General features: G+C 71.1%; 22 protein-coding genes. 13 read left to right on the top strand and 9 right to left on the bottom strand.

Annotated features, from left to right (window positions below):
- Positions 1-797 precede the first annotated feature (797 nt).
- Both QU602_RS00645 and QU602_RS00640 read left to right on the top strand, forming a co-directional pair.
- Positions 798-1,412, top strand: coding sequence for a polysaccharide deacetylase family protein (locus QU602_RS00645; protein ID WP_308798191.1), 615 nt, complete (start codon positions 798-800; stop codon positions 1,410-1,412).
- A gap of 153 nt (positions 1,413-1,565) precedes the next feature.
- The gene (locus tag QU602_RS00640; RefSeq protein WP_308798190.1) at positions 1,566-2,468 is read left to right on the top strand and encodes a polysaccharide deacetylase family protein; all 903 of its coding nucleotides are present in this window, start codon (positions 1,566-1,568) and stop codon (positions 2,466-2,468) included.
- Between the two features lie 170 nt (positions 2,469-2,638).
- Here QU602_RS00640 and QU602_RS00635 read toward each other — a convergent pair whose 3' ends face one another.
- Complete coding sequence (locus QU602_RS00635; protein ID WP_308798189.1) at positions 2,639-3,508, bottom strand: PrsW family intramembrane metalloprotease; 870 nt, start codon at positions 3,506-3,508, stop codon at positions 2,639-2,641.
- Positions 3,509-3,870: 362 nt separating this feature from the next.
- Between QU602_RS00635 and QU602_RS00630 the strand changes: the two genes are divergently transcribed.
- Positions 3,871-4,107: a hypothetical protein gene (locus QU602_RS00630; RefSeq protein ID WP_308798188.1), complete on the top strand. Its 237-nt coding sequence runs from the start codon at positions 3,871-3,873 to the stop codon at positions 4,105-4,107.
- 98 nt (positions 4,108-4,205) lie between these two features.
- Here the strand turns inward: QU602_RS00630 and QU602_RS00625 are convergent, their stop codons facing one another.
- Entirely contained in the window at positions 4,206-4,970 is a 765-nt protein-coding gene (locus QU602_RS00625) for a PspA/IM30 family protein (RefSeq protein WP_308798187.1), read from the bottom strand.
- Positions 4,967-5,605: a hypothetical protein gene (locus QU602_RS00620; protein WP_308798186.1), complete on the bottom strand. Its 639-nt coding sequence runs from the start codon at positions 5,603-5,605 to the stop codon at positions 4,967-4,969. The genes QU602_RS00625 and QU602_RS00620 overlap by 4 nt, the downstream gene beginning before the upstream one ends.
- Before the next feature lie 181 nt (positions 5,606-5,786).
- Between QU602_RS00620 and QU602_RS00615 the strand changes: the two genes are divergently transcribed.
- Together QU602_RS00615 and QU602_RS00610 are read left to right on the top strand one after the other, a co-directional pair.
- A complete protein-coding gene (locus QU602_RS00615; protein ID WP_308798185.1) occupies positions 5,787-6,227 on the top strand; it encodes a MerR family transcriptional regulator in 441 nt (146 codons plus the stop codon).
- 43 nt (positions 6,228-6,270) lie between these two features.
- Complete coding sequence (locus QU602_RS00610) at positions 6,271-7,251, top strand: aldo/keto reductase (RefSeq protein WP_373692957.1); 981 nt, start codon at positions 6,271-6,273, stop codon at positions 7,249-7,251.
- A 34-nt stretch (positions 7,252-7,285) separates the two neighbouring features.
- Here the strand turns inward: QU602_RS00610 and QU602_RS00605 are convergent, their stop codons facing one another.
- Positions 7,286-8,992: a long-chain-fatty-acid--CoA ligase gene (locus QU602_RS00605; protein WP_308798183.1), complete on the bottom strand. Its 1,707-nt coding sequence runs from the start codon at positions 8,990-8,992 to the stop codon at positions 7,286-7,288.
- Positions 8,993-9,100: 108 nt separating this feature from the next.
- Between QU602_RS00605 and QU602_RS00600 the strand changes: the two genes are divergently transcribed.
- Together QU602_RS00600 and QU602_RS00595 are read left to right on the top strand one after the other, a co-directional pair.
- The gene (locus tag QU602_RS00600; RefSeq protein WP_308798182.1) at positions 9,101-9,460 is read left to right on the top strand and encodes a DMT family transporter; all 360 of its coding nucleotides are present in this window, start codon (positions 9,101-9,103) and stop codon (positions 9,458-9,460) included.
- Positions 9,457-9,780: a DMT family transporter gene (locus QU602_RS00595; RefSeq protein ID WP_308798181.1), complete on the top strand. Its 324-nt coding sequence runs from the start codon at positions 9,457-9,459 to the stop codon at positions 9,778-9,780. Before QU602_RS00600 ends, QU602_RS00595 begins: the two co-directional genes overlap by 4 nt.
- Positions 9,781-9,857: 77 nt before the next feature.
- Here the strand turns inward: QU602_RS00595 and QU602_RS00590 are convergent, their stop codons facing one another.
- On the bottom strand, positions 9,858-10,322 hold the full coding sequence (locus tag QU602_RS00590) for a heme-degrading domain-containing protein (RefSeq protein ID WP_308798180.1): 465 nt from the start codon (positions 10,320-10,322) through the stop codon (positions 9,858-9,860).
- Positions 10,323-10,489: 167 nt separating this feature from the next.
- On the opposite strand from QU602_RS00590, the gene QU602_RS00585 reads away from it, so the two are divergent.
- Complete coding sequence (locus tag QU602_RS00585) at positions 10,490-11,233, top strand: alpha/beta hydrolase (RefSeq protein WP_308798179.1); 744 nt, start codon at positions 10,490-10,492, stop codon at positions 11,231-11,233.
- On the opposite strand, the gene QU602_RS00580 is transcribed toward QU602_RS00585, so the two are convergent.
- On the bottom strand, positions 11,179-11,850 hold the full coding sequence (locus QU602_RS00580) for a TetR/AcrR family transcriptional regulator (protein WP_308798178.1): 672 nt from the start codon (positions 11,848-11,850) through the stop codon (positions 11,179-11,181). The genes QU602_RS00585 and QU602_RS00580 overlap by 55 nt on opposite strands.
- Before the next feature lie 118 nt (positions 11,851-11,968).
- Between QU602_RS00580 and QU602_RS00575 the strand changes: the two genes are divergently transcribed.
- From QU602_RS00575 to QU602_RS00565, 3 genes are read left to right on the top strand one after another with little or no spacing between them, the layout of a single operon-like run.
- Entirely contained in the window at positions 11,969-13,315 is a 1,347-nt protein-coding gene (locus tag QU602_RS00575) for an ABC transporter substrate-binding protein (RefSeq protein WP_308798177.1), read from the top strand.
- Positions 13,316-13,331: 16 nt separating this feature from the next.
- Positions 13,332-14,270: a carbohydrate ABC transporter permease gene (locus tag QU602_RS00570; RefSeq protein ID WP_308798176.1), complete on the top strand. Its 939-nt coding sequence runs from the start codon at positions 13,332-13,334 to the stop codon at positions 14,268-14,270.
- Positions 14,267-15,088, top strand: a complete 822-nt coding sequence (locus tag QU602_RS00565) for a carbohydrate ABC transporter permease (RefSeq protein WP_308798175.1) — start codon at positions 14,267-14,269, stop codon at positions 15,086-15,088. Before QU602_RS00570 ends, QU602_RS00565 begins: the two co-directional genes overlap by 4 nt.
- 40 nt (positions 15,089-15,128) lie before the next feature.
- Here QU602_RS00565 and QU602_RS00560 read toward each other — a convergent pair whose 3' ends face one another.
- Both QU602_RS00560 and QU602_RS00555 read right to left on the bottom strand, forming a co-directional pair.
- Positions 15,129-15,695, bottom strand: a complete 567-nt coding sequence (locus QU602_RS00560; RefSeq protein WP_308798174.1) for a dihydrofolate reductase family protein — start codon at positions 15,693-15,695, stop codon at positions 15,129-15,131.
- Between the two features lie 12 nt (positions 15,696-15,707).
- Positions 15,708-16,370 carry a dihydrofolate reductase family protein gene (locus tag QU602_RS00555; RefSeq protein WP_308798172.1) on the bottom strand — a complete coding sequence of 221 codons (663 nt, stop codon included), beginning with the start codon at positions 16,368-16,370 and terminating at the stop codon, positions 15,708-15,710.
- An 86-nt stretch (positions 16,371-16,456) separates the two neighbouring features.
- Here QU602_RS00555 and QU602_RS00550 point away from each other — a divergent pair, with 86 nt between their 5' ends.
- Together QU602_RS00550 and QU602_RS00545 are read left to right on the top strand one after the other, a co-directional pair.
- Positions 16,457-16,951, top strand: coding sequence for a winged helix-turn-helix transcriptional regulator (locus QU602_RS00550; RefSeq protein WP_308798171.1), 495 nt, complete (start codon positions 16,457-16,459; stop codon positions 16,949-16,951).
- Between the two features lie 84 nt (positions 16,952-17,035).
- Entirely contained in the window at positions 17,036-17,857 is an 822-nt protein-coding gene (locus QU602_RS00545) for an MBL fold metallo-hydrolase (protein ID WP_308798170.1), read from the top strand.
- Positions 17,858-17,909: 52 nt separating this feature from the next.
- Here QU602_RS00545 and QU602_RS00540 read toward each other — a convergent pair whose 3' ends face one another.
- The gene (locus tag QU602_RS00540; protein WP_308798169.1) at positions 17,910-18,764 is read right to left on the bottom strand and encodes a fumarylacetoacetate hydrolase family protein; all 855 of its coding nucleotides are present in this window, start codon (positions 18,762-18,764) and stop codon (positions 17,910-17,912) included.
- Between the last annotated feature and the right edge of the window lie 9 nt (positions 18,765-18,773).

Below are 18,773 nucleotides of genomic sequence, written 5' to 3'. Positions count from 1 at the left end.
CACGCCCAGCTCTGCACCCGGTGGAATCCTCGCCGGCTCGGGAGATCGCGGCCCCAGCACTCCCGGCTCGCATCGATCGCCCCGGCACGTCAGGCTCCTGCCAGCGCAACGTCCAGCGGTGTGACCGACACGCCGAGCAATGATCATCGCCGGGCACGACCCCGGCCCGCCGCCGGCACGGCCCGAGCACACCCCCGACATGCCCCCGTCCGACCCCAGCACGCCCCCACACACAGCCGCGGTACGCCCTCTGTACACGCCCCGGCCCGATCCGATCTGCCCCGGTGCGGCTCAGCCAGGCACCGACACGGCCGCGGTACGCCCCCCGATACAGCCCCACCCCCGGCCCGGTACAGCCCCGGCCCCGCCACGCCCCGCCACGCCCCCCGACGCGGTCCCCTGAGCTCGGCCCGCGCAGCCCATCCGCGCGCACCCCAATCGGAGGTATCGATCCGAATTTCTCCACAGGTCCTGCGCGTTGCGCCGAACGCAGCGCTCGCGCTCCCTACTCTTGGCGACAGCACTTTTGGCGACAGCGTGTCGCGTCGAGCGAGGAGGCCCGGGTGTCAGCGAACGACCGAGCGGTGACCCGTCGCGCCATGATCGGTATCGCGACGGGCTCGGCCCTCACCCTGCTGTCGGCCTGCGCCGCACCGGTCCCGCCGAGCGCCTCACCACCCCCACCACCACCGCCCCCACCTCCGGGCCGCCCGCAGCCGACCGCTCCCACTGCGCCGGTCGCCGTCGAGACCCCGCAACAGGCCCCGGTCCTCACGAGAATCCCCGCTCCCGCCGACGTGATCACCTCCTTACCCGGCGACGGGCAGCTCCTCGCGTGGACCGTCGACGACGGCGCGAGCTCGGCCGTCGTGGCCGCGTACGCGGCGTTCGCCGCGGACACCGGCACGCGGCTGACGCTCTTCGCCACCGGCACGTACGATGCCTGGCGGGAGAACCAGCCCGCCCTCCAGCCACTCGTGTCGAGCGGCCAGGTGCAGCTCGCGAACCACACCTGGAGCCATCCTGATCTCACCGAACTCAGCGACGAGGGCATCCGCGACGAGCTCCAGCGCACCCACGACCTCATCGGCGAACTGTACGGCGTCGACGCGCGCCCCTTCTACCGGCCGCCGTACGGCTACTACGACGCCCGGGTGATCGACGTCGCCGCATCCATCGGCTACACCACGCCCACACTCTGGTACGGCTCGCTCTCGGACTCCGGCCTGGTCAGCGAGACCCTCATCGTCGAGCTCGCGACCCAATGGTTCCTGCCGCAGCACATCGTGATCGGGCATCTCAACTTCGACCCCGTGACCCACGTCTTCCCGCAGCTGCGCTCGATCATCCAAGATCGCGGCCTGACCACCGTGACCCTCAACGACGTGTTCGCCAGCGAATCCCACCCCTGAGCCGCACCCGGCCACCCCTGAGCCCCGCCGCGGCCAACACCCCGCCCCGCCCCGGCCACCCACGAGCCCCGCCGCTCCCACCCATGAGCCCCGCCCGGCCACCCGGCGCAGCCACGCAACGCCCGCCATACGGAGACAGCTATCCTCTTGTAAGTGACCGTGACCCGCCGAAGCCTGCTCGCGGTCCTTGCGGTCGGCGCGGTCGGCACCCTGGCCGGCTGCACGACATCCGGCGGTCCGGATGCCTCGACCGCTCCCCCTGCTCCGATCCGGACCCGCCCGCGACCATCGGCGCCGCCACCCCCGCACCCGCTCGAGCCACCACCCGCCGCACCCGCACCCGCACCCGCACCCGCGCAGGTCGCCGCCCGCCACGCGAACACGCGCGCCGGCGCGTGGGGCACATCGCTCCCCGGGATCCGCTCGTCACTGCACGTGCCGTTCGAGCCCGACGGGCGCCCGCGCGTGGCGTGGACCTTCGACGCCTGCGGCGGGTCGGGCGGCGACGGCGTGGATCACGCACTGCTCGACGGGCTCCGCGGGGCGGGCGTGCCGGCGACCCTGTTCCTCAATGCGCGCTGGGTCGAGCGGCACCCCGCGCTCACGTCGGAACTCGCCGCCGAGCCGCTCTTCGTGCTCGCCAACCACGGCACCCGCCATCTCCCGCTCTCCGTCGACGGCGCCGACGCCTACGGCATCCGCGGCACCACGAGCGTCGACGAGGCGGTCGCCGAGGTATGGGGCAACCACGAGCTGCTGGCCGGCGTGACGGGCGCGCCGCCCCGGTACTTCCGCTCGGGCACCGCCCACTACGACGACGTCTCGGTCCAGATCGTGCACGACCTCGGCGAGCTGCCGATCGGGTTCACGGTGAACGGCGACGGCGGCGCCACCTATGACGCGGCGACGGTGCACGCCGAGTTCATGAGCGCCGGCCCCGGCGACATCGTCATCGCACACCTGAATCAGCCGGGCAGCGGCACCGCCCAGGGAGCCATCCGGGCCGCGACCGACCTTCGCGCACACGGCGTCTCGCTGGTCCACCTGGATCTCTGACCCGAGCGTCGCCTGCGGGATCCCTCGGCCACGCGACATCCAGACTCCACGCGACCCAGACGCGACGAGACATCCAGACACCCGAGACATCCGGATGCCTCGGGCACCTGTCTCCCGGACACGCGAAACGGCACGGGTCCTGCGACCCGTGCCGTTTCATCGTTCGCGTGCTACGTCGCCGACCGCTCCGGGGAGTCCTCGGCCGGAGCATCCGCCGAGACATCCGCCCCCGCAGCCGCGGCGACCCGGCGCGGGTCGTGCGCCCGAGCGACCTTCCGCCAGACCAGACCGCCGACGAGGATCACGACGATCCAGGACAGGATCTCGGTGAGACCGGTGAGCGGCTGGCTGCCGGTCAGCGCGGACACGAGGTCGGCGGCTCCGTCCCAGATGCCGTGCAGCACCGCGACACCCACGTACGCGCCGATCACGCCGAAGGTCAGGCGGAAACGACCGGTCTTGGAGGCGGCGTAGAAGATCGCGGCGCCGAGCAGCGAGCTCCAGAGCACGTGACCGACCGGCTCGAACACTCCGCGCTGGATCGCGACCCAGCCGGCGTCGATCACCGGGTGCTCACCGGCGTAGCTGGCGGCGATGTAGCCGATCGTCTCGAGCACGGAGAACCCGACACCCACGGCGCCACCCACGAAAAGGCCGTTCCGCGTGGTCTTCGCGACCTGCCAGCCGACGACGACCATGATGACGGCCTTGGAGAACTCCTCCACGAAGCCCGCGGCCAGCAGCGAGACCACGCCGTCCGGGCTGTCGCCCGGGTGCGGCTGCGGGATGAGCGCGACGAGACTGTCGAGCGTGCCGCCCAGGGTCACCGCGAGAAATCCGCCGAACACCGCGATGAGCGCGAGCTTGCCCGGCCGCAGCGAGTCGCCCGGCAGCAGCCGGTGCGCCATCGCCCACAGCACCGCGGCGGGCACGACGGCCGCGCCGAGCACGATCCAGACGTAGATCAGCACGCCGTTGTGCAGGAGGTGCAGTGGCACGAGGCCGATGAACGCCCACAGCGCGATTCCCGCGAGCAGCAACGGGATCGTTCGGCTCCCGCGGTGCGAGATCTTGCCCGGCTTGTGGTGCTTGGAGTGACGTTCGTGCTTGGAGCCGTGCGGGCGCCTCGAGTGTGTGGCGTGCGCTTCTTCCGAAGCCGCATCCACTGACCTCGTCGCCTCGGATGACGCGCTGACCATCGGTGTGCTCTCCCCTATCAGGTGGACAAATCAGCTGACGATGGCAGCTTCGGCGCACGCGGTCTAGTCAAACGTATGGAACTACTCAGTTTCCCCGGCGACGTCCCCCGCGACGTCCCCCGCGCGACGGATGTCCGGGGCATCCGTTCCGCGTAGCGTCGGACCCACGAGCCGCACCCATCGAGCAGTGAGGAGCATGTCACGTGACCACCGACTCCGACCAGGCCCCGGCGCAGATCGCGGTCTGGTACTTCGTCAGCGCGACGTTCGCGTTCGCCGCCACGTCGCTCTATCCCGACGCACCCATGTGGCTGCGAATCGTGTGCATGGTCGTCGGATTCGTCCTGGTGGTCCTCGGCGGCATCCGGCTCGGCACGGAGATCACGTCGCGCCGCGCCGCGCCGGGGTCACCGCCCCCGGCGGACAACGACGCGCACTGAGCGGCGCCGCACCACCCTCACCGGCTCCGCACCACCCTGAGCGGCGCCGCGCCGGCGCCGCACACCCCCGGGCGGCGGCGGCGCCTCGACATCCGCCCCTACTCGCCCGACCGCCCGATGCTCAACCAGCCGCCGGCGACCTCGCCCGGCCGCGCCGCGCCGGGGCCGCCCCGCCGCATCGCCTCGACCTGCCGGTCGATGTCGGCCTGCGCCGAGACCGCCGCGAGCTGGCGCTCGATGTCGGCGTCGGGGGTCGCGGTGAGGTCCGTGAGCGCGCCGCTCGCGAGCAGCTCGTCGGTGGCCGCGGCTCGGGCCTGCATCTGCGCGACGCGGTCGCGTGCGCGGTCGAGGCTCGACCCGACGTCCTGGATCGACGAGCTGAGGCCCGAGACCGCCTCGTTGGCCCGCACCTGCGCCTCGGACGCCGTGTAGGTGGCCTTGATCGTCTCCTTCTCGATGCGGAATGCCGCGACCTGGTCGGTCAGGCGACGTTCACGCTCCTGGAGCTGCGCGGTCTGCCGGTCGAGCGCGGCGAACTGCTGCTGCAGTTTGGCGACCTGACCCTCGATCATCGCCCGGCGCTCGAGGGCGGCGCGGGCGAGGTCCTCGTGGCCCTGCGCCAGCGCTTCGCCCGCCTGCGAGCCGAGCCGCTGGTAGCGGGCGCCCATCTCCTCACCTTGGAGCTCGATGCGCTTCTTCGCGGTCGCGACCTCGGCGACCGCGCGGCGCACCTGCTGCAAGAGCTTCACCTGCTGGTCGTAGCTGTCGTCGAGCGTCTCCCTCGGGTCCTCGATGCGGTCGAGCGCCTTCGTGGTCTTGGCTCGGAAGATCGTGCGCACCCTCGACGAGTTGCTGTTGCTCATGGCTGGTTCCCTCTCGCTCGGACGGTGGAGGCGGCGGGCGACGGCCCGGCCTGCCCGGTCATCCCGACGCGACCGTCGCGCCGGTTGAGTCGCTGGAGCTCTTCGACACCGGCGTGCAGTGCCGCGACCTCGCGGTCGACCTCGGCGCCGAGCGTCGACAGCGCGTCGTCGGAGGTGCCGGTGAGCCCCGCCGAGACGGCGTGCCGCACGCGGCGCACGAGCACCTCGACCTGCTCGACGCGCCCGCGCGCCGCGGGCAGCTCGGCGGCGAGCGCCGCCTGGTCGGTCTCGCTCTCCATGAAGCGCAGCTGCCGGTCGAGTACGGATGCCTCGGTCTCAACACGTGCGAACAGCCTGGGCAGTTCGCCGCGGGGGCCGCCGCCGTCGGCGGCGATCTGCACGGCCGCCCGGCCGCTGCGCATGAGCTCGTCGAGCCGGACCCGGAGCCCGAGCACCGTGCGCTGCGGACCGCGCGCGACCCGGGCACGGGCACGGAGCGCCGCGCCACCGACGGCCCGGCTGTGCCGGATCTTGCGGAACACGGCTCGGAGCACGAACACGAACGCCACGACCACGCCGACCGACAGCAGCACGATCACTCCGAGCACGGCCAGGACGATCTCGATACCGGTCACGAGCCTCACCCCTTCCGGGTAGCGACGACGACGTCAGCACGCGATATAACGCGTGTTTCGGTCAACATACCCCTGATCGAGTCGCGCGGCACCCCCGCCCGAGGAATTCTCAGACAGGCGTCGAGAAGCGTATCCGCGTCGGGCCTTCCCGCTTGACCTGAAGCGCGCTATAGGTTGTTCCATGGATCGCGTGCCACCCGCCCTCGTCCCCCAGCTCGACGCCGACGTGCCCGCCGACGGTCTCACGATCGGCGAGGCGGCCGCGGTCGTCGGGCTGAGCGTCGAGACGCTCCGCTACTACGAGCGGGAGGGGTTGCTGCTCGACCCAGCAGCTCGCCGCAGTAACGGCCATCGCCGTTTCCGGCGGGCCGACCTGGACTGGCTCGCCGGACTCGTGATGCTTCGCGAGACGGGGATGCCGATCGCCCGCATCCGTGAGATCGCGGCGATCAGCCGGACCCCGGGGTCCGAGCGGGAGCGGCTCGAGGTGCTGCAGACGCACCGCGACGCCGTGGTGGCACGACTCGAGCAGACGCGGCGGCACCTCGTCGCGCTGGACACGAAGATCGCCGCGTACCGCGCGTACGTGGGCGATGAGGAGGATGCGATCCATGACGACTGAACACCCCGCTTCGACCACCGCACCCAGCCCGGCACCCGGCCCGATGCCGCTCACCTCGCTCGGCGACGGGCTGCGCGTCCCCGTCATGGGACTCGGCGCGATGGGCATGAGCGCCTTCTACGGCTCGAGCGACGAGACCGAGTCGATCGCCACGCTGAGGCGGGCCGTCGACCTCGGCGTCACGTTCATCGACACCGCCGAGGCGTACGGCCCGTTCGAGAACGAGCGGCTCATCGGCCGCGCTCTCGGCCCGCGCCGCGACGAGGTGATCCTCGCGACGAAGGCGTCGGCCGAAACCGACGACGACGGCACCGTCCACGGGCGCAACGGCACGCCGGCCTACATCCGGCGGGCGGCCGAGCGTTCGCTCCGGCACCTCGGCACCGACCGCATCGACCTGTACTACCTCCACCGCGTCGACCCCGACGTGCCCATCGAGGAGTCGGTCGGCGCGATGGCCGAGCTGGTCGCCGAGGGCAAGGTGCGACACCTGGGCCTGTCCGAGGCATCGGCCGCGACCATCAGGCGCGCGCACGCCGTCCACCCGCTCGCGGCCGTCCAGTCCGAGTTCTCGCTGTTCGCGCGCGACGTGCTGCACAATGGCGAGCTCGACGCGATGCGCGAACTCGGCATCGGGCTCGTCGCGTTCTCGCCGCTCGGTCGCGGCATGCTGACCGACGCGCTCGCCTCACTCGACGAGCTCGACGCCGACGACGCCCGGCGCACGCTGCCCCGGTTCCAGCCCGAGGCGTTCGCCGCCAACCGGTGCCTCGCCGATCGTGTCGCCGCCATCGCCGCCCGGCACGATGCGACGCTCGCCCAGGTCGCGCTCGCGTGGGTCATCGCCGAGGGCGCTGTGCCCATCCCCGGCATGCGCCGGCGCGCGCGGCTCGACGAGAACTTGGGCGCGACCGGGCTCGTGCTCACCGAGCGCGACCGCTCGGAGCTCGCAGACGCACTGCCGAGCGAGCAGATCGTCGGCCACCGCGACGTGCGGGAGGCGCCGCCGGGTGCCGACCGTTGAGGCGCGCCCTGCCCGGGAGGGCGCCGGCCGCGCCTCAGCCCTTCGCGCGCCGCTCGAGCAGGACGTCGCGCACCGTGCGCCGCTGCACCTTGCCGATGAGCGAACGCGGCAGCTCGTCGACCTCGACGATGCGCCGCGGGACCTTGTACGGCGTGAGGCTCGCCCGGCAGAACTCACGGAGCGCGCCGTCGTCGAAGACCGCGCCCTCACGCAGCTCGACGGCGGCGGCGACCTCCTCGCCGCCCGAGGCGCGCGGCAGCCCGACGACGGCCGCACCACGCACATCGGGATGGCGGAGGAGCACGCCCTCCACCTCGGAGGGCGAGACGTTGAACCCGCCCGTGATGATGAGTTCCTTGACCCGGTCCACGATCGTGACGAACCCGTCGTCGGAGACGCGGACGATGTCGCCGGTGCGCAGCCAGCCGTCTGGCGACAGCGTCTCCGCCGTCTCCGCCGGTCGGCGCCAGTACCCCTCGAACACCTGCGGTCCGCGGAGGAGCAGCTCACCCTCCTCGCCCGCCGCGCGGTCCACGTCGGGCCGCTCCGGGTCCACGACCCGGATCTCGGTGCTCGGGAACGGCACGCCCACCGTGCCCGGGCGCCGGGTGGGCCCCATCGGGTTGCCGAGCGCGACCGGCGAGGACTCGGTCATGCCGTACCCCTCGACGAGCAGTCCGCCGGTGACGGTCTCCCAGCGGTCGACGGTCTGCGGCGGCAGGCTCATCGCGCCCGAGATCGCGAACCGGATCCCGGTCAGCGGCCCCGTGCCGCGTCGCTCGGCCGCGCGTGAGAGCTGGTCGTAGATCGGCGGCACCGCGGGCAGGAAGGTCGGTGGCGAGTGCCGGGCGGCCGCGAACACCAGGTCGACGTCGAACTTCGGGAACAGCACGAGCCGCGCGCCGATGCTCATCGCGAACGTGAGGCAGAGCGTCATGCCGTAGGCGTGGAACAGCGGGAGGACGCCGTAGAACACCTCGTCGCCGTCGCGCAGGCCGGGCACCCAGGCGCGTCCCTGCGCGGCGTTCGCGCGGAGGTTGCGGTGCGTGAGCACGGCGCCTTTGGGCGTCCCGGTCGTGCCGCTGGTGTATTGCAGCAGCGCGGTGTCGCCGAGCGCGGGGCGTGGGTGCCGCTTCGAGATCGGCCGGCTGCCGGCGAGGCGTCCCCAGTCGAGGATGCCCCGCGCGGTCGGCCTGGTCGTCAGCGCGGCGCGCGAGGCGCGCGCCTTCGGGATCGGCAGGCGCAGCGCGAGGCGCTTTCCGAGCGGGAGCTCCCGGGTCAGGTCCACCGCGACGATGTGCTCGGGGCGGATGTCCCGGGGGAAGTCGGCGACCGTGTCGGCGACGGCGTCCCACACGATCGCGACCTTCGCCTCATGGTCCTCGAACTGGTGCCGCAGCTCGGGCGGCGTGTACAGCGGGTTGTGCTCGACCACGATCGCGCCGAGGCGGAGCACGCCGTAGAACGCGGCGACGTGCTGCGGGCAGTTCGGCAGGACGAGTGCGACCCGGTCGCCGGGCCGCACGCCCAGCCGCCGCAGCCCTTCGGCGACGCGCGCGATCTGCCGGCCGAGGTCGCGATAACTGGTCTCGGCGCCGAAGAACTCGAGGGCCGTGCGCCGCCCGAACCGCGCGGTCGCGTCCTCGATCATGTCGACCAGCGTCTGCGTCGGCGCCTCGATCTCCTCGGGCACGCCCTCGGCGTAGTGCGCCAACCATGGCCGTTGCTCATACGCGTTCATCGTTCCCCCAGACCCGCTCCGCCCATCTTTACCCGGGCAACCTCCTCAACCACTGTCAGTCGAGCCACTACGGTGATCTCGCGGCCAGGAGACGCAGGAGGAGATCACATGGCGAAATGGTGGCTGCTGGCGGTGACGATCGCGCTCGAGGTCGCGGCGTCGCTCTCGCTCAGCGCGGCGCAGACCGAGCCGCTCTTCTTCGTCATCGTGGTCGTCGGATACGTCGGCTCGTTCACACTGCTCTCGCAGGTGCTGCGGCTCGGGATGCCGCTCGGGGTCGCCTACGGCATCTGGGGCGCCTCGGGCGTCGTGCTCACCGCCGTGCTCGGCTGGGCGCTCCTCGGCGACCCGCTCACGCCGGTCATGCTCATCGGCATCGGCCTCGTCGTCGGCGGTGTCCTCCTCGTCGAGCTCGGCTCGCAGCTCGCGACGCGGCGCGCGGCGGCGGCAGAACGGGTCGGCGCATGATCTGGCTGCTGCTCGGCGGCGCGATCGTCTCCGAGGTCGGTGCGACGCTGTCGCTGCGCATGGCCGCCCACGGCAGGAAGATCTGGTTGCTGCCCGTCGTCACCGGCTACCTCGTGGCGTTCTGGCTGCTGTCGCTTACGCTTGCGAACGGCATGCCCATCGGCGTGGCCTACGGCATCTGGACCGCGGTCGGCGTGGCGCTGACCGCCCTGCTCGGTCGTCTGCTCTTCAAGGAGCCGTTCACCTGGGTGATGGCACTCGGCGTCGCGCTGATCGTCGGCGGGGTGTTGCTGATCGAGCTCGGCAACCCGGCGCACTGAGCCAGCCGGGCGTACGGGAATCGGTCATGCGGGCGAGCGCGTCGTCGCGAGCAATGGCCGGAGGCGCCGACGAGGAGTCACCCGAGCTGGTCGCGGATGCGGCGACGCATCGCGTCGACGGCCAGCGCGTGGTCGTCGGCCGACGCCAGGCCGGACACGGTCACCGCCGCGACCACCCCGGCCCCTTCGACCGTGACCGCCACGCCACCACCGGTGGGCGCGTACTCGTTCGGATCGAGCCATCCGTTCGGCCCGGCGCCCGTCTCGGCGAAGCGAGCCGCGATGAGCGCCGAGCTCGCCGAGAAGCGGAACACGACCGCCGCCTTGCCGCGGAGCCAATGCTCTTGATCGGCCGATGCGCCCGGCAGCGACACGTGGAACAGCACGGTGCCCGCGGCCGTGCGGATGTCGATCGCGATCGGCAGGTGTTCCTCGAGCGCGCGTGCCCTGAGGTCGGCGCCGATCGCCCACGCGTCCTCGTGGTCGAACCGCGCGAAGACGAGGCCGGCGGCCTCGGCCTCGAGTTCGGTGACGTCGCTCATGTGCTCTCTCCTCCGAGACGAATCGGATGCCTCGCTCGACAGAGTAGGCGCAGGCGGGGTCGTCCGGGGTCGGCGGCCGGCGATCGGCTGAGGGCGCTCCCCGCCACGAGCTTGCGCGGCGGGCTCGCTCCGGCGATACTGACTACCTACTCAGTATTGGAGCGTTCATGGCCGTCCTATCCTGCGCCTTCCGCTCGGAGGTGCTCGAGCTCAGCTCATCCTTCACCGCGATCCTCCCCGAGGGGACGGCCGCGCGCGGGCTGCTGTACCTGCTGCACGGCCTGAGCGACGACGACACGATGTGGCTGCGGCACACCGCGATCGAACGGTACGCCGCGGCCCGCGGCCTCGCCGTCGTGATGCCGCAGGTGCATCGGTCGTACTACACGGACGAGGCACACGGGGGCGCCTACTGGTCGTTCCTCACGACCGAGCTCCCGGCGATGGTGCAGCGCATGTTCCAGGTGCCCGTGGCCCGGGATCGCACCTTCGTGGCCGGACTGTCGATGGGCGGCTACGGGGCGATGAAATGGGCCCTCCGACACCCCGAGCGATTCGCCGCGGCCGCGAGCCTGTCGGGCGCACTCGGTCTCGCGGCTCGCACGGTCCCCGGCGCGGGGCGGCTCGAGTCCGGCCTCTGGGACCGCATCTTCGACTCGCAGTCGATCGTCGGCGGCGAGGACGACGTCGTCCATCTCCTCCACACGCGGTCGACCGGCGCGACCCTCCCCGCGCTGCGCGTGTGCTGCGGAACCGAGGATGCGCTCTATGACGAGAACCGGGTGTTCGTCACCGCAGCTCGCGAACGGAACCTTCCGATCGACGTCGATTTCGGACCGGGCGCGCACACCTGGGACTACTGGGATCGCCGGATCGGTGACGTCATCTCCTGGTTGCCAGTGCCCGCGTGACCGATCCGCCCGCCCGACGCAAGGCTCAGCTTCTGGTGGGCGGCCCACTGCGTCGCCGCCTGGGCGACGGGCGCCTCGGGATTCAGCAGCCAGGCGGTCTCCAGGCCATTGAGGAAGGCGAGCACCTCGATCGCCTTGAGCTGGGGGTCGACGTCGGGACGGATCCGCCCGTCGGCCTGACCCGACGCGAGGATGCCGGCGAGCTGGTCGACCGTGCGCTCGTACCGTGCACGCAGACGTGGCCGCAGCGGGCCGTCGACGCCGACGTTCTCGGCGACCAGCACCGTGTGCATGCCCACCGCGTCGGGGCGCGCGCCCCACTGGTGCACGGCACCCGCGATGAGGTCGAAGACGCCGAGGCCGATCGTGACGTCCTCGAAGTCGGGACTCTCGAGCTCATCGCGCTTGTCGAGTGCCGCCTTGAGCAGATCGTCCTTCGTGGCGAAGTGGTACATCACCGCGGCCTGAGAGACCTCGGCCTCCGCGGCGATCTGCGCCAGCGTGGTCCCGCGGGAGCCGTTGCGGGCCACGAGCTTCATGGTCGCATCGACCAACCGGTCTCGCCGTTCCCTGCCCTTGGCGTAGCCACCCGTCGGCGACGTGCGGGACTGTGCCATCGGCTCCTCCTCGATTCACCGGATAGTTTACCGAGCAGTCAGTTTTATGCGATACTGACTGCCAATTCAGTTTTCGGCAGTCCATCACGACTCGTTTTCAAGGAAGAGGCGGCGCCCGATGCACACGACCGACCACGCGATCCGTTCGCGAACCCGCTTCGCCGCGGCACTCGGACTGAGCGCCGCGCTCCTGCTCACCGGCTGCGATGCGCCCGGCGGAGTCGCCCCGACCCGGTCGACACCGGCCGTGAGCACCGAGCTCGGATCGGATCCCGTTCGCATCACGGCCCGCGTCAACGAAGATCAGGTCGCGCTGTGGGAATCACTCACGGAGGCCTTCGAGGTCGAGTTCCCCACGGTGACCGTCGAGCTCGAGACCGAGGCGTTCGACACGCTGCAGCAGAACGCCCCGCGATACCTCGCGGCCGAGCACACACCCGACCTGCTCCGGCTGGCCGCGCCCGGCGACGCCGTGAAGAACGGCCTGCTGCTCACCCTCGACCCATATGCAGAGGCGTACGGATGGGACGACTTCCCGCGCTCGCAACTGGAGCAGTGGACCATCGCGGAGGACGGCCGGGTCCGCGGGGAGGGCGCGCTGTACGGCATGGGCGCGGGGTTCGGCCTGGTCGGCGTCTACTACGACCGGGACCGACTCGAAGAGCTCGGCTACACGAGCCCGCCCTCGACGCTCGACGAGTTCGAGGGCATGCTCGCCACCGCCGCCCAACACGGCACGACGCCGTTGATGGGAAATCCCGCCTACCTGTTCCAGGGCCTCACGCAGGCGTACGGCGGCGCCGACGCCGTCTCCGACTGGGTGTTCAATGTGCCGGGCGCGACGATCGAGACCCCGGAGGCCGAGACCGCCGCGCGAACCCTCCAGGAGTGGATCGCGGCGGGGTACTTCCCAAGGGACTTCGGCTCCGCAGACCCGGGCCTGGATTTCGGGCGGTTCAGCGACGGCGAGAGCCTGTTCTTCCACAACGGCAGCTGGTTCGCGGCCGGCCTGGACACGGTCGACCCCGGCCGGTTCGGCTTCTTCCTCCTCCCGCCGGCCGAGCCGCCGACGGGGTTCCAGACGATGGCCGCCCCGAATGCACTCGTGATCCCCTCCGGCGCAGAGCACCCGAACGAGGCCGCCGCATTCCTGAACTGGCTCAACGGCGACGAGGCACGAGCCATCCTCGCCGAGGTCGGCGGCCTCGCCGCCGGAGGACCCGCCGATCTGTCGCCGCCGCCTGTCCCCACGGGGACGGTGTTCGCCGACACGATCGCTGCGTTCGACCAGGTCGTCGAGGCCGACGGGATCGTCGACTTCCTCGCCAACGCGACCGCAGGCATGTCGAGCGCGACCCTCGACCCCCAAAGCGATCTGCTCATCGCCGGTCACGTCACCGCCGAGGAGTTCCTCGCGAACCTCCAGGCCGACTACGCTGCGGCGACGTCGGCGCGCGGCCGATAGGCACCGAGGGCTGCACGTGACCGACCGAACGATCGAGGCACCGGCGACCGAGGCGCCGGCGATCGAGCCATCCGCTACCCGGCGCCGCCTGCGTCGAGCCGCCGTGTACCTCTGGATCGCCCCCGCGGCGGTGATGTATGCCGTCTTCGCCCTGTACCCCCTGGCGCAGGCGCTCCGATACTCCTTCTACGACTGGGATGGGATCGGGCCGGCCACCTGGGCCGGATTCGACAACTATGTCAGCGTCATCACGGACCCCCAGCTCTACGGCTCACTGCGCAACACGCTCACCCTGATCCTGTTCTTCTGCGCTGTGCCGGTCGCGCTCGGGCTGCTCGCCGCCGCGGCCGCACGCGCGGTCGGGAGGTCCGGCCTCGTCTCGGCATCCCGCACCGTGCTGTTCCTGCCGCAGATCGTCCCGTTCGCCGCGGCCGCCGTCGCGTGGACGTGGATGTACGCGGATACCGGCCCCATCAACGAAGTGCTCCGTGCCGTGGGTGCGGGCGGGCTCGCGCGCCCATGGCTCGGGGACTTCACGACCGCGCTCCCGGCGATCGGGATCATCGGGTCCTGGGTCATGATCGGGTTCTGCACCGTGGTGTTCTCGGCGGGAATGGGGCGTATCGACGCGTCGCTCTACGAAGCCGCCCGACTCGATGGTGCGAATGCGGTGCAGGAGTTCTTCGCGGTCACGCTCCCCGGCCTCCGCCATGAGGTCGTCGTGTGCGTCACGGTGACGCTGATCGCCGCCATCGCCAGCTTCGACCTCGTCTACATGACCACGCAGGGCGGACCCGGCTACACGACGATGGTCCCCGGTGTGCAGATCGTCCGGCTCGCCTTCACCGAGAACCGGGTCGGGCTGGCCTCGGCTCTCGCGATCGTGCTCCTCGTGATCATCGTCGCGATCGTGCTCCCGGTGCAGCGGCTCAACCGGGAGCGGGGTACGCGATGAGAGACCGACGATCGGAGGCCCTCGGCACCCTCACCCTCGTGGCGCTCATGCTCGCCATGGTGCTGCCCTTCCTGGCCATGCTCGTCACCGCGCTGCACCCGCAAGGGCGCACCCCGGCCGGGCTGACCTGGCCGGCCGACCCCCAGTGGGGCAACTTCGCGATCGCGTTCGAGGCCACCGACTTCCTGACGCTCGCACAGTCGAGCGTGCTCATCGTCCTGGGCGTCGTCCCCGCAGCACTCGCCTTCGCCACCTTCGCCGGCTTCGCGCTCGGGCACCTCCGGCCATGGGGTCGCCGGGCGATCTTCGTCGCCTTCCTGCTCGGACTGACCATTCCGTTCGAGTCCGCGGTCATCCCGCTCTATTACCAGGCCCGCGATCTCGGCACGTTGAACACGCAGTGGGCGATCATCCTGCCCCTCATCGGCCTCGCCATGCCGTTCGGTGTGTTCTGGATGACCGGCCATTTCCGTTCCATCCCGGCCGAGATCTCGGAAGCCGCCCGTATGGACGGTGCGAACGCCTGGCAGCTGTTCCGACACGTGCACCTGCCCCTCGCGGTCCCTGCACTGGTGACGCTCGGCCTCCTGCAGTTCCTGAACACGTGGAACCACTTCATCCTCGCCGTCGTGCTCATCGACGATCCGTCGCGGCGCACCATGGCCGGAGCCCTCGGCGCGTTCCAGGGTCAGTACCGAACGGATCTGGCGCTCCTGTGTGCTGGAGCGATCCTGCTCATGGTGCCCACGCTGCTCGTGTTCCTGGTGCTCCAACGTCACTTCGTCAAGGCGGTCCTCGCGGGCGCCGTCAAGGGCTGACGGCGCGTCCCGGAGGTCCGCTCACCTCAGCTCACGGCGGTCACAGCCGCCCCTTCGGCCGGTACACCCGTCCGAAGCTGCGCGGGCTGTCCTCGAAGATCTCGACGAGCTCCCAGTCGACGCGGCGCCCGCCGGGCACGTCGAAGATGCGGGTGCCGTCGCCGAGGAACACCGGGGCGACGAACACCTGCAGCTCGTCGATGAGGTCGTGCTCGAGCGCCTGCCGGGCGATGTCGGCGCTGATGATCTGCACGTCGGCGTCGCCGGCGATCTCTTGCGCCCGGCGGATCGCCTCGATGACGTCGCAGTCGAGCGCGATGACGGATGCATCGTCGGCGAGCTCCTCCGGACGGTGGGTGAGGATGAACTCCGTACCGGACCACGCGCCGCCGTAGGCCTCGGAGGTCATCTCGTCGCGCTCGTCGCGCTGCGCGAGCGCCGCGTCGTAGCCGGCCCGGCCCGAGATGATCACCCCGACCCGTCGCGCCATGCGTTCGATCGTGCCGTCAACCAACGGTTCGCCCGCGGACAGCCAGCTCATGTCATGGCCGGGCCCGGCGATGAATCCGTCGATCGAGGACGTGAACCCCCAGGCGACCTTTCCCATGTGCCGCTCCCCTCAGCCTCGCCGCGTGAACGTCAGGTGGACGACGCCGCTCGGTGAGGAGACCTGCTCGACGTCGTAGTCGGCTTCGAGGCCTTCCAGGCCATCCCAGAGCCGGATGCCTCGGCCGAGCACGATCGGGACCACCACGAGGTGCGCCACGTCGACGAGCCGCTCGGCGAGGAACTCGCGAATCGAGGTCGCCCCGCCACCGAGCCGCACATCGCGGTCGCCCGCCGCCTCGCGCGCGAGCGCGAGGGCCTCCTGCGGCGACGCGTCGACGAAGTGGAAGACGGTGCCGCCCTCCATCTCGATGGATGGTCGTGGATGGTGCGTGAGCACGAACACCGGGGTGTGGAAGGGCGGATTGTCGCCCCACCAGCCCCGCCACTCGTCGTCGGTGCCGAGGTCGGTCCACGGCCCGGTCGACGCGCTGAACTTGCCGCGACCCATGATCTCGGCGCCGATGCCGAGGCTCTCGTGGCGCTCGGCGAATGCGTTGTCCACCCCGTCGGAGCCGCCGTCGCCGCCGAACATCGCCCGCCCGAAGCGGGTCGCGAACATCCACTCGTGCAACCGCTCGCCGGCGTGACCGAACGGCGCGTCGACGCTGATCCCCTCCCCGGTGGCGAACCCGTCGAGCGAGATGGAGAAGTTCTGTACGCGTACGAGCGACATCGTCGGCCTCCGGAGTGAGCGCGGATCAGGATCACTCGGCACGCTAACGGAAGCGATTGCAATGTGCAACCACTAGGCTGGGTGTCATGGAAGACGCTCCGCGCTCGGGCTGTGCGATCAATGCCGCCGTCGAGGTGCTCGGCGACCCGTGGTCGATGCTCGTGCTGCGCGACGTCATGTTCGGCAACCGCCGTCACTTCCGGGAGCTGCTCGCCGGATCCGAGGAGGGCATCGCGTCGAACATCCTCGCGAACCGGCTCAAGCGGCTCGTCGGCGCCGGGCTCCTCACCCGCGACGAGGCTCGACGCGGTCAGCGCGCGGCGTACTCGCTCACCGAGGCGGGCATCCAGGTACTGCCGATCATGGTCGCGCTCGGCAACTGGGGCCTCGCCCATCGCGACGGGGAGCGCCGTCTCAGGGTGCGTGCCGAGCTCTTGCGGGATGGCGGCCCGCAGCTCGTCGACGCCATGATGGACGAACTCCGAGAGCTGCACCTCGGCATCGCCAGGCCCGTCCCCGACGCACCGCGGCCCAGTGCGCAGCTCGCGGCCGCCTACGACGACACGATGCGCGCCGGCTGACGCACCGCCCGCGATGGCGGCGGCGACCGCGCCGTACTACCGTCTCGACCACACACGATCGCACCCGAAGGCGGGAGGCAGTTCATGCTCACTCGAGTCGCTGACGGCGTGCTCGTGCACGAGAGCGAGTTCATCCAGAGCACCTCGACGGTCGTGCAGGGCACCGATGGAGTGCTGCTCGTCGACCCCGGCGTCACCGACCGCGACCTGGCGGACCTCGCGCACGACGTGGCCGAGCTCGGTCAGCCCGTAGTGGCGGGATTCTCGACGCATCCGGACTGGGACCATGTGCTCTGGCACGCCGCCTTCGGCGACGTGCCGCGGTACGGGACCGCGCGGGGTGCCGCCTCGATCCGGGAGCTGCTGACCCATGCCGATTGGCAGGCCCAGATCGCGGAGGGGCTGCCGCCGGAGCATGCCGACGAGATCCCGATGCACCTGCTCGGACTCCTGACCGCCCTCCCGGCCGGGGCCGCTCTGATCCCGTGGGACGGCCCCGAGATCCGGGTCCTCGAGCACCGGGCCCACGCGACAGGCCACGCGGCACTGCTGATCGAGGACGCCCGCGTCCTCGTGGCGGGCGACATGCTCTCCGACATCCTGATGCCGTTCCTCGACCTCGAGGCCGCGGACCCGATCGCGGACTACCTCGCCGCACTGCGGCTGTTCGAAGGCGTGGCCGACGAGGTCGACGTCGTCATTCCCGGCCACGGCTCGGTCGGCGGATCCGAGGCGTTCCGGGCGCGAATCGCACAGGATCGCGCCTACGTCGAAGCCGTGCGCGACGGCCGCGAGCCCGATGACGTGCGAGTCGGGCCCGCGGCCCCGTTGGAGTGGCTGCCCGACGTGCACCGATGGCAACTCGAGGCGCTGACGCGCCGCTCCTCCGACGCGGCCTCCGAGTAGCGGACCTGGTGGGGCGGTCACCGCCGCCCCACCAGGTCTGCGCGTCGGCGCGTCAGGCGAGGACGCGCTGCCGCTGCTCGCCGAGACCCGTGATGCCGAGCCGGACCTCCTCGCCACCGTGCAGGAACTGCTGCGGGCTGAAGCCCATGCCGACGCCGGGCGGCGTGCCGGTGTTGATCAGATCGCCGGGCTCGAGGGTGAGGAACCAGCTGAGGTAGCGCACGATGAAGGCGGGGCTGAAGACCATCTGCGACGTCGAGCTGTCCTGCTTGCGCACCCCGTCGACGTCGAGCCAGAGCCCGAGGTCGAGCACGTCGCCGACCTCGTCGGGCGTCACCAGGAACGGACCGGCCGGATTGAACGTGGGGCAGGACTTGCCCTTCGACCACTGGCCGCCGCGCTCGATCTGGAACTCCCGCTCGCTCACGTCGTTCACGAGGACGTACCCGGCGATGCAGGCTTCGGCCTCCTCGTCGGTCTCGAGATAGCTCGCCCGGCGGCCGATGACCACCCCGAGCTCGACCTCCCAGTCCGTCTTGGTCGAGTTCCGGGGGATCTGCACGTCGTCATTGGGGCCGACGAGAGTGTTCGGCGCCTTGGTGAAGAGGATGGGCTCGTCGGGCACCGCCTGCCCCGTCTCCTCGGCGTGGTCCCGGTAGTTCAGTCCGATGCACAGGATCTGGTGCGGCCGCGCGATCGGCGCGCCGAGGCGCCGGTCGCCGAGCGTCTCGACCGATCCCGCGGCGACGCGCTCCGCGACGAGCGCCTCGATCTCGGGGATGGCCACGGACGCGAGGAACGCGCCGTCGATCTCGGGGACGAGATCTGAGATGTCCACGAACCGGCCCGATCCGACATCGACGCCGGGTCGTTCGCGGCCGGGCTCTCCCACTCTGATGAATCGCATGCTGCCGTG

This window comes from Agromyces protaetiae (assembly GCF_030866785.1).
Lineage (GTDB): Bacteria > Actinomycetota > Actinomycetes > Actinomycetales > Microbacteriaceae > Agromyces > Agromyces silvae.
The sequence above is the reverse complement of the archived record's forward strand: the minus strand, read 5'-3'. Positions and strand labels throughout refer to the sequence as shown.

Excerpts from the sequence above, each read along its gene's own strand:
- QU602_RS00585 (WP_308798179.1), top strand. The coding sequence starts at position 10,490 with ATGGCCGTCCTATCCTGCGCCTTCCGCTCGGAGGTGCTCGAGCTCAGC.
- QU602_RS00555 (WP_308798172.1), bottom strand. The coding sequence starts at position 16,370 with ATGTCGCTCGTACGCGTACAGAACTTCTCCATCTCGCTCGACGGGTTC.
- QU602_RS00580 (WP_308798178.1), bottom strand. The coding sequence starts at position 11,850 with ATGGCACAGTCCCGCACGTCGCCGACGGGTGGCTACGCCAAGGGCAGG.
- QU602_RS00590 (WP_308798180.1), bottom strand. The coding sequence starts at position 10,322 with ATGAGCGACGTCACCGAACTCGAGGCCGAGGCCGCCGGCCTCGTCTTC.
- QU602_RS00550 (WP_308798171.1), top strand. The coding sequence starts at position 16,457 with ATGGAAGACGCTCCGCGCTCGGGCTGTGCGATCAATGCCGCCGTCGAG.
- QU602_RS00560 (WP_308798174.1), bottom strand. The coding sequence starts at position 15,695 with ATGGGAAAGGTCGCCTGGGGGTTCACGTCCTCGATCGACGGATTCATC.
- QU602_RS00605 (WP_308798183.1), bottom strand. The coding sequence starts at position 8,992 with ATGAACGCGTATGAGCAACGGCCATGGTTGGCGCACTACGCCGAGGGC.
- QU602_RS00600 (WP_308798182.1), top strand. The coding sequence starts at position 9,101 with ATGGCGAAATGGTGGCTGCTGGCGGTGACGATCGCGCTCGAGGTCGCG.
- QU602_RS00565 (WP_308798175.1), top strand. The coding sequence starts at position 14,267 with ATGAGAGACCGACGATCGGAGGCCCTCGGCACCCTCACCCTCGTGGCG.
- QU602_RS00545 (WP_308798170.1), top strand. The coding sequence starts at position 17,036 with ATGCTCACTCGAGTCGCTGACGGCGTGCTCGTGCACGAGAGCGAGTTC.
- QU602_RS00540 (WP_308798169.1), bottom strand. The coding sequence starts at position 18,764 with ATGCGATTCATCAGAGTGGGAGAGCCCGGCCGCGAACGACCCGGCGTC.
- QU602_RS00625 (WP_308798187.1), bottom strand. The coding sequence starts at position 4,970 with ATGAGCAACAGCAACTCGTCGAGGGTGCGCACGATCTTCCGAGCCAAG.
- QU602_RS00610 (WP_373692957.1), top strand. The coding sequence starts at position 6,271 with ATGCCGCTCACCTCGCTCGGCGACGGGCTGCGCGTCCCCGTCATGGGA.
- QU602_RS00575 (WP_308798177.1), top strand. The coding sequence starts at position 11,969 with ATGCACACGACCGACCACGCGATCCGTTCGCGAACCCGCTTCGCCGCG.
- QU602_RS00615 (WP_308798185.1), top strand. The coding sequence starts at position 5,787 with ATGGATCGCGTGCCACCCGCCCTCGTCCCCCAGCTCGACGCCGACGTG.
- QU602_RS00595 (WP_308798181.1), top strand. The coding sequence starts at position 9,457 with ATGATCTGGCTGCTGCTCGGCGGCGCGATCGTCTCCGAGGTCGGTGCG.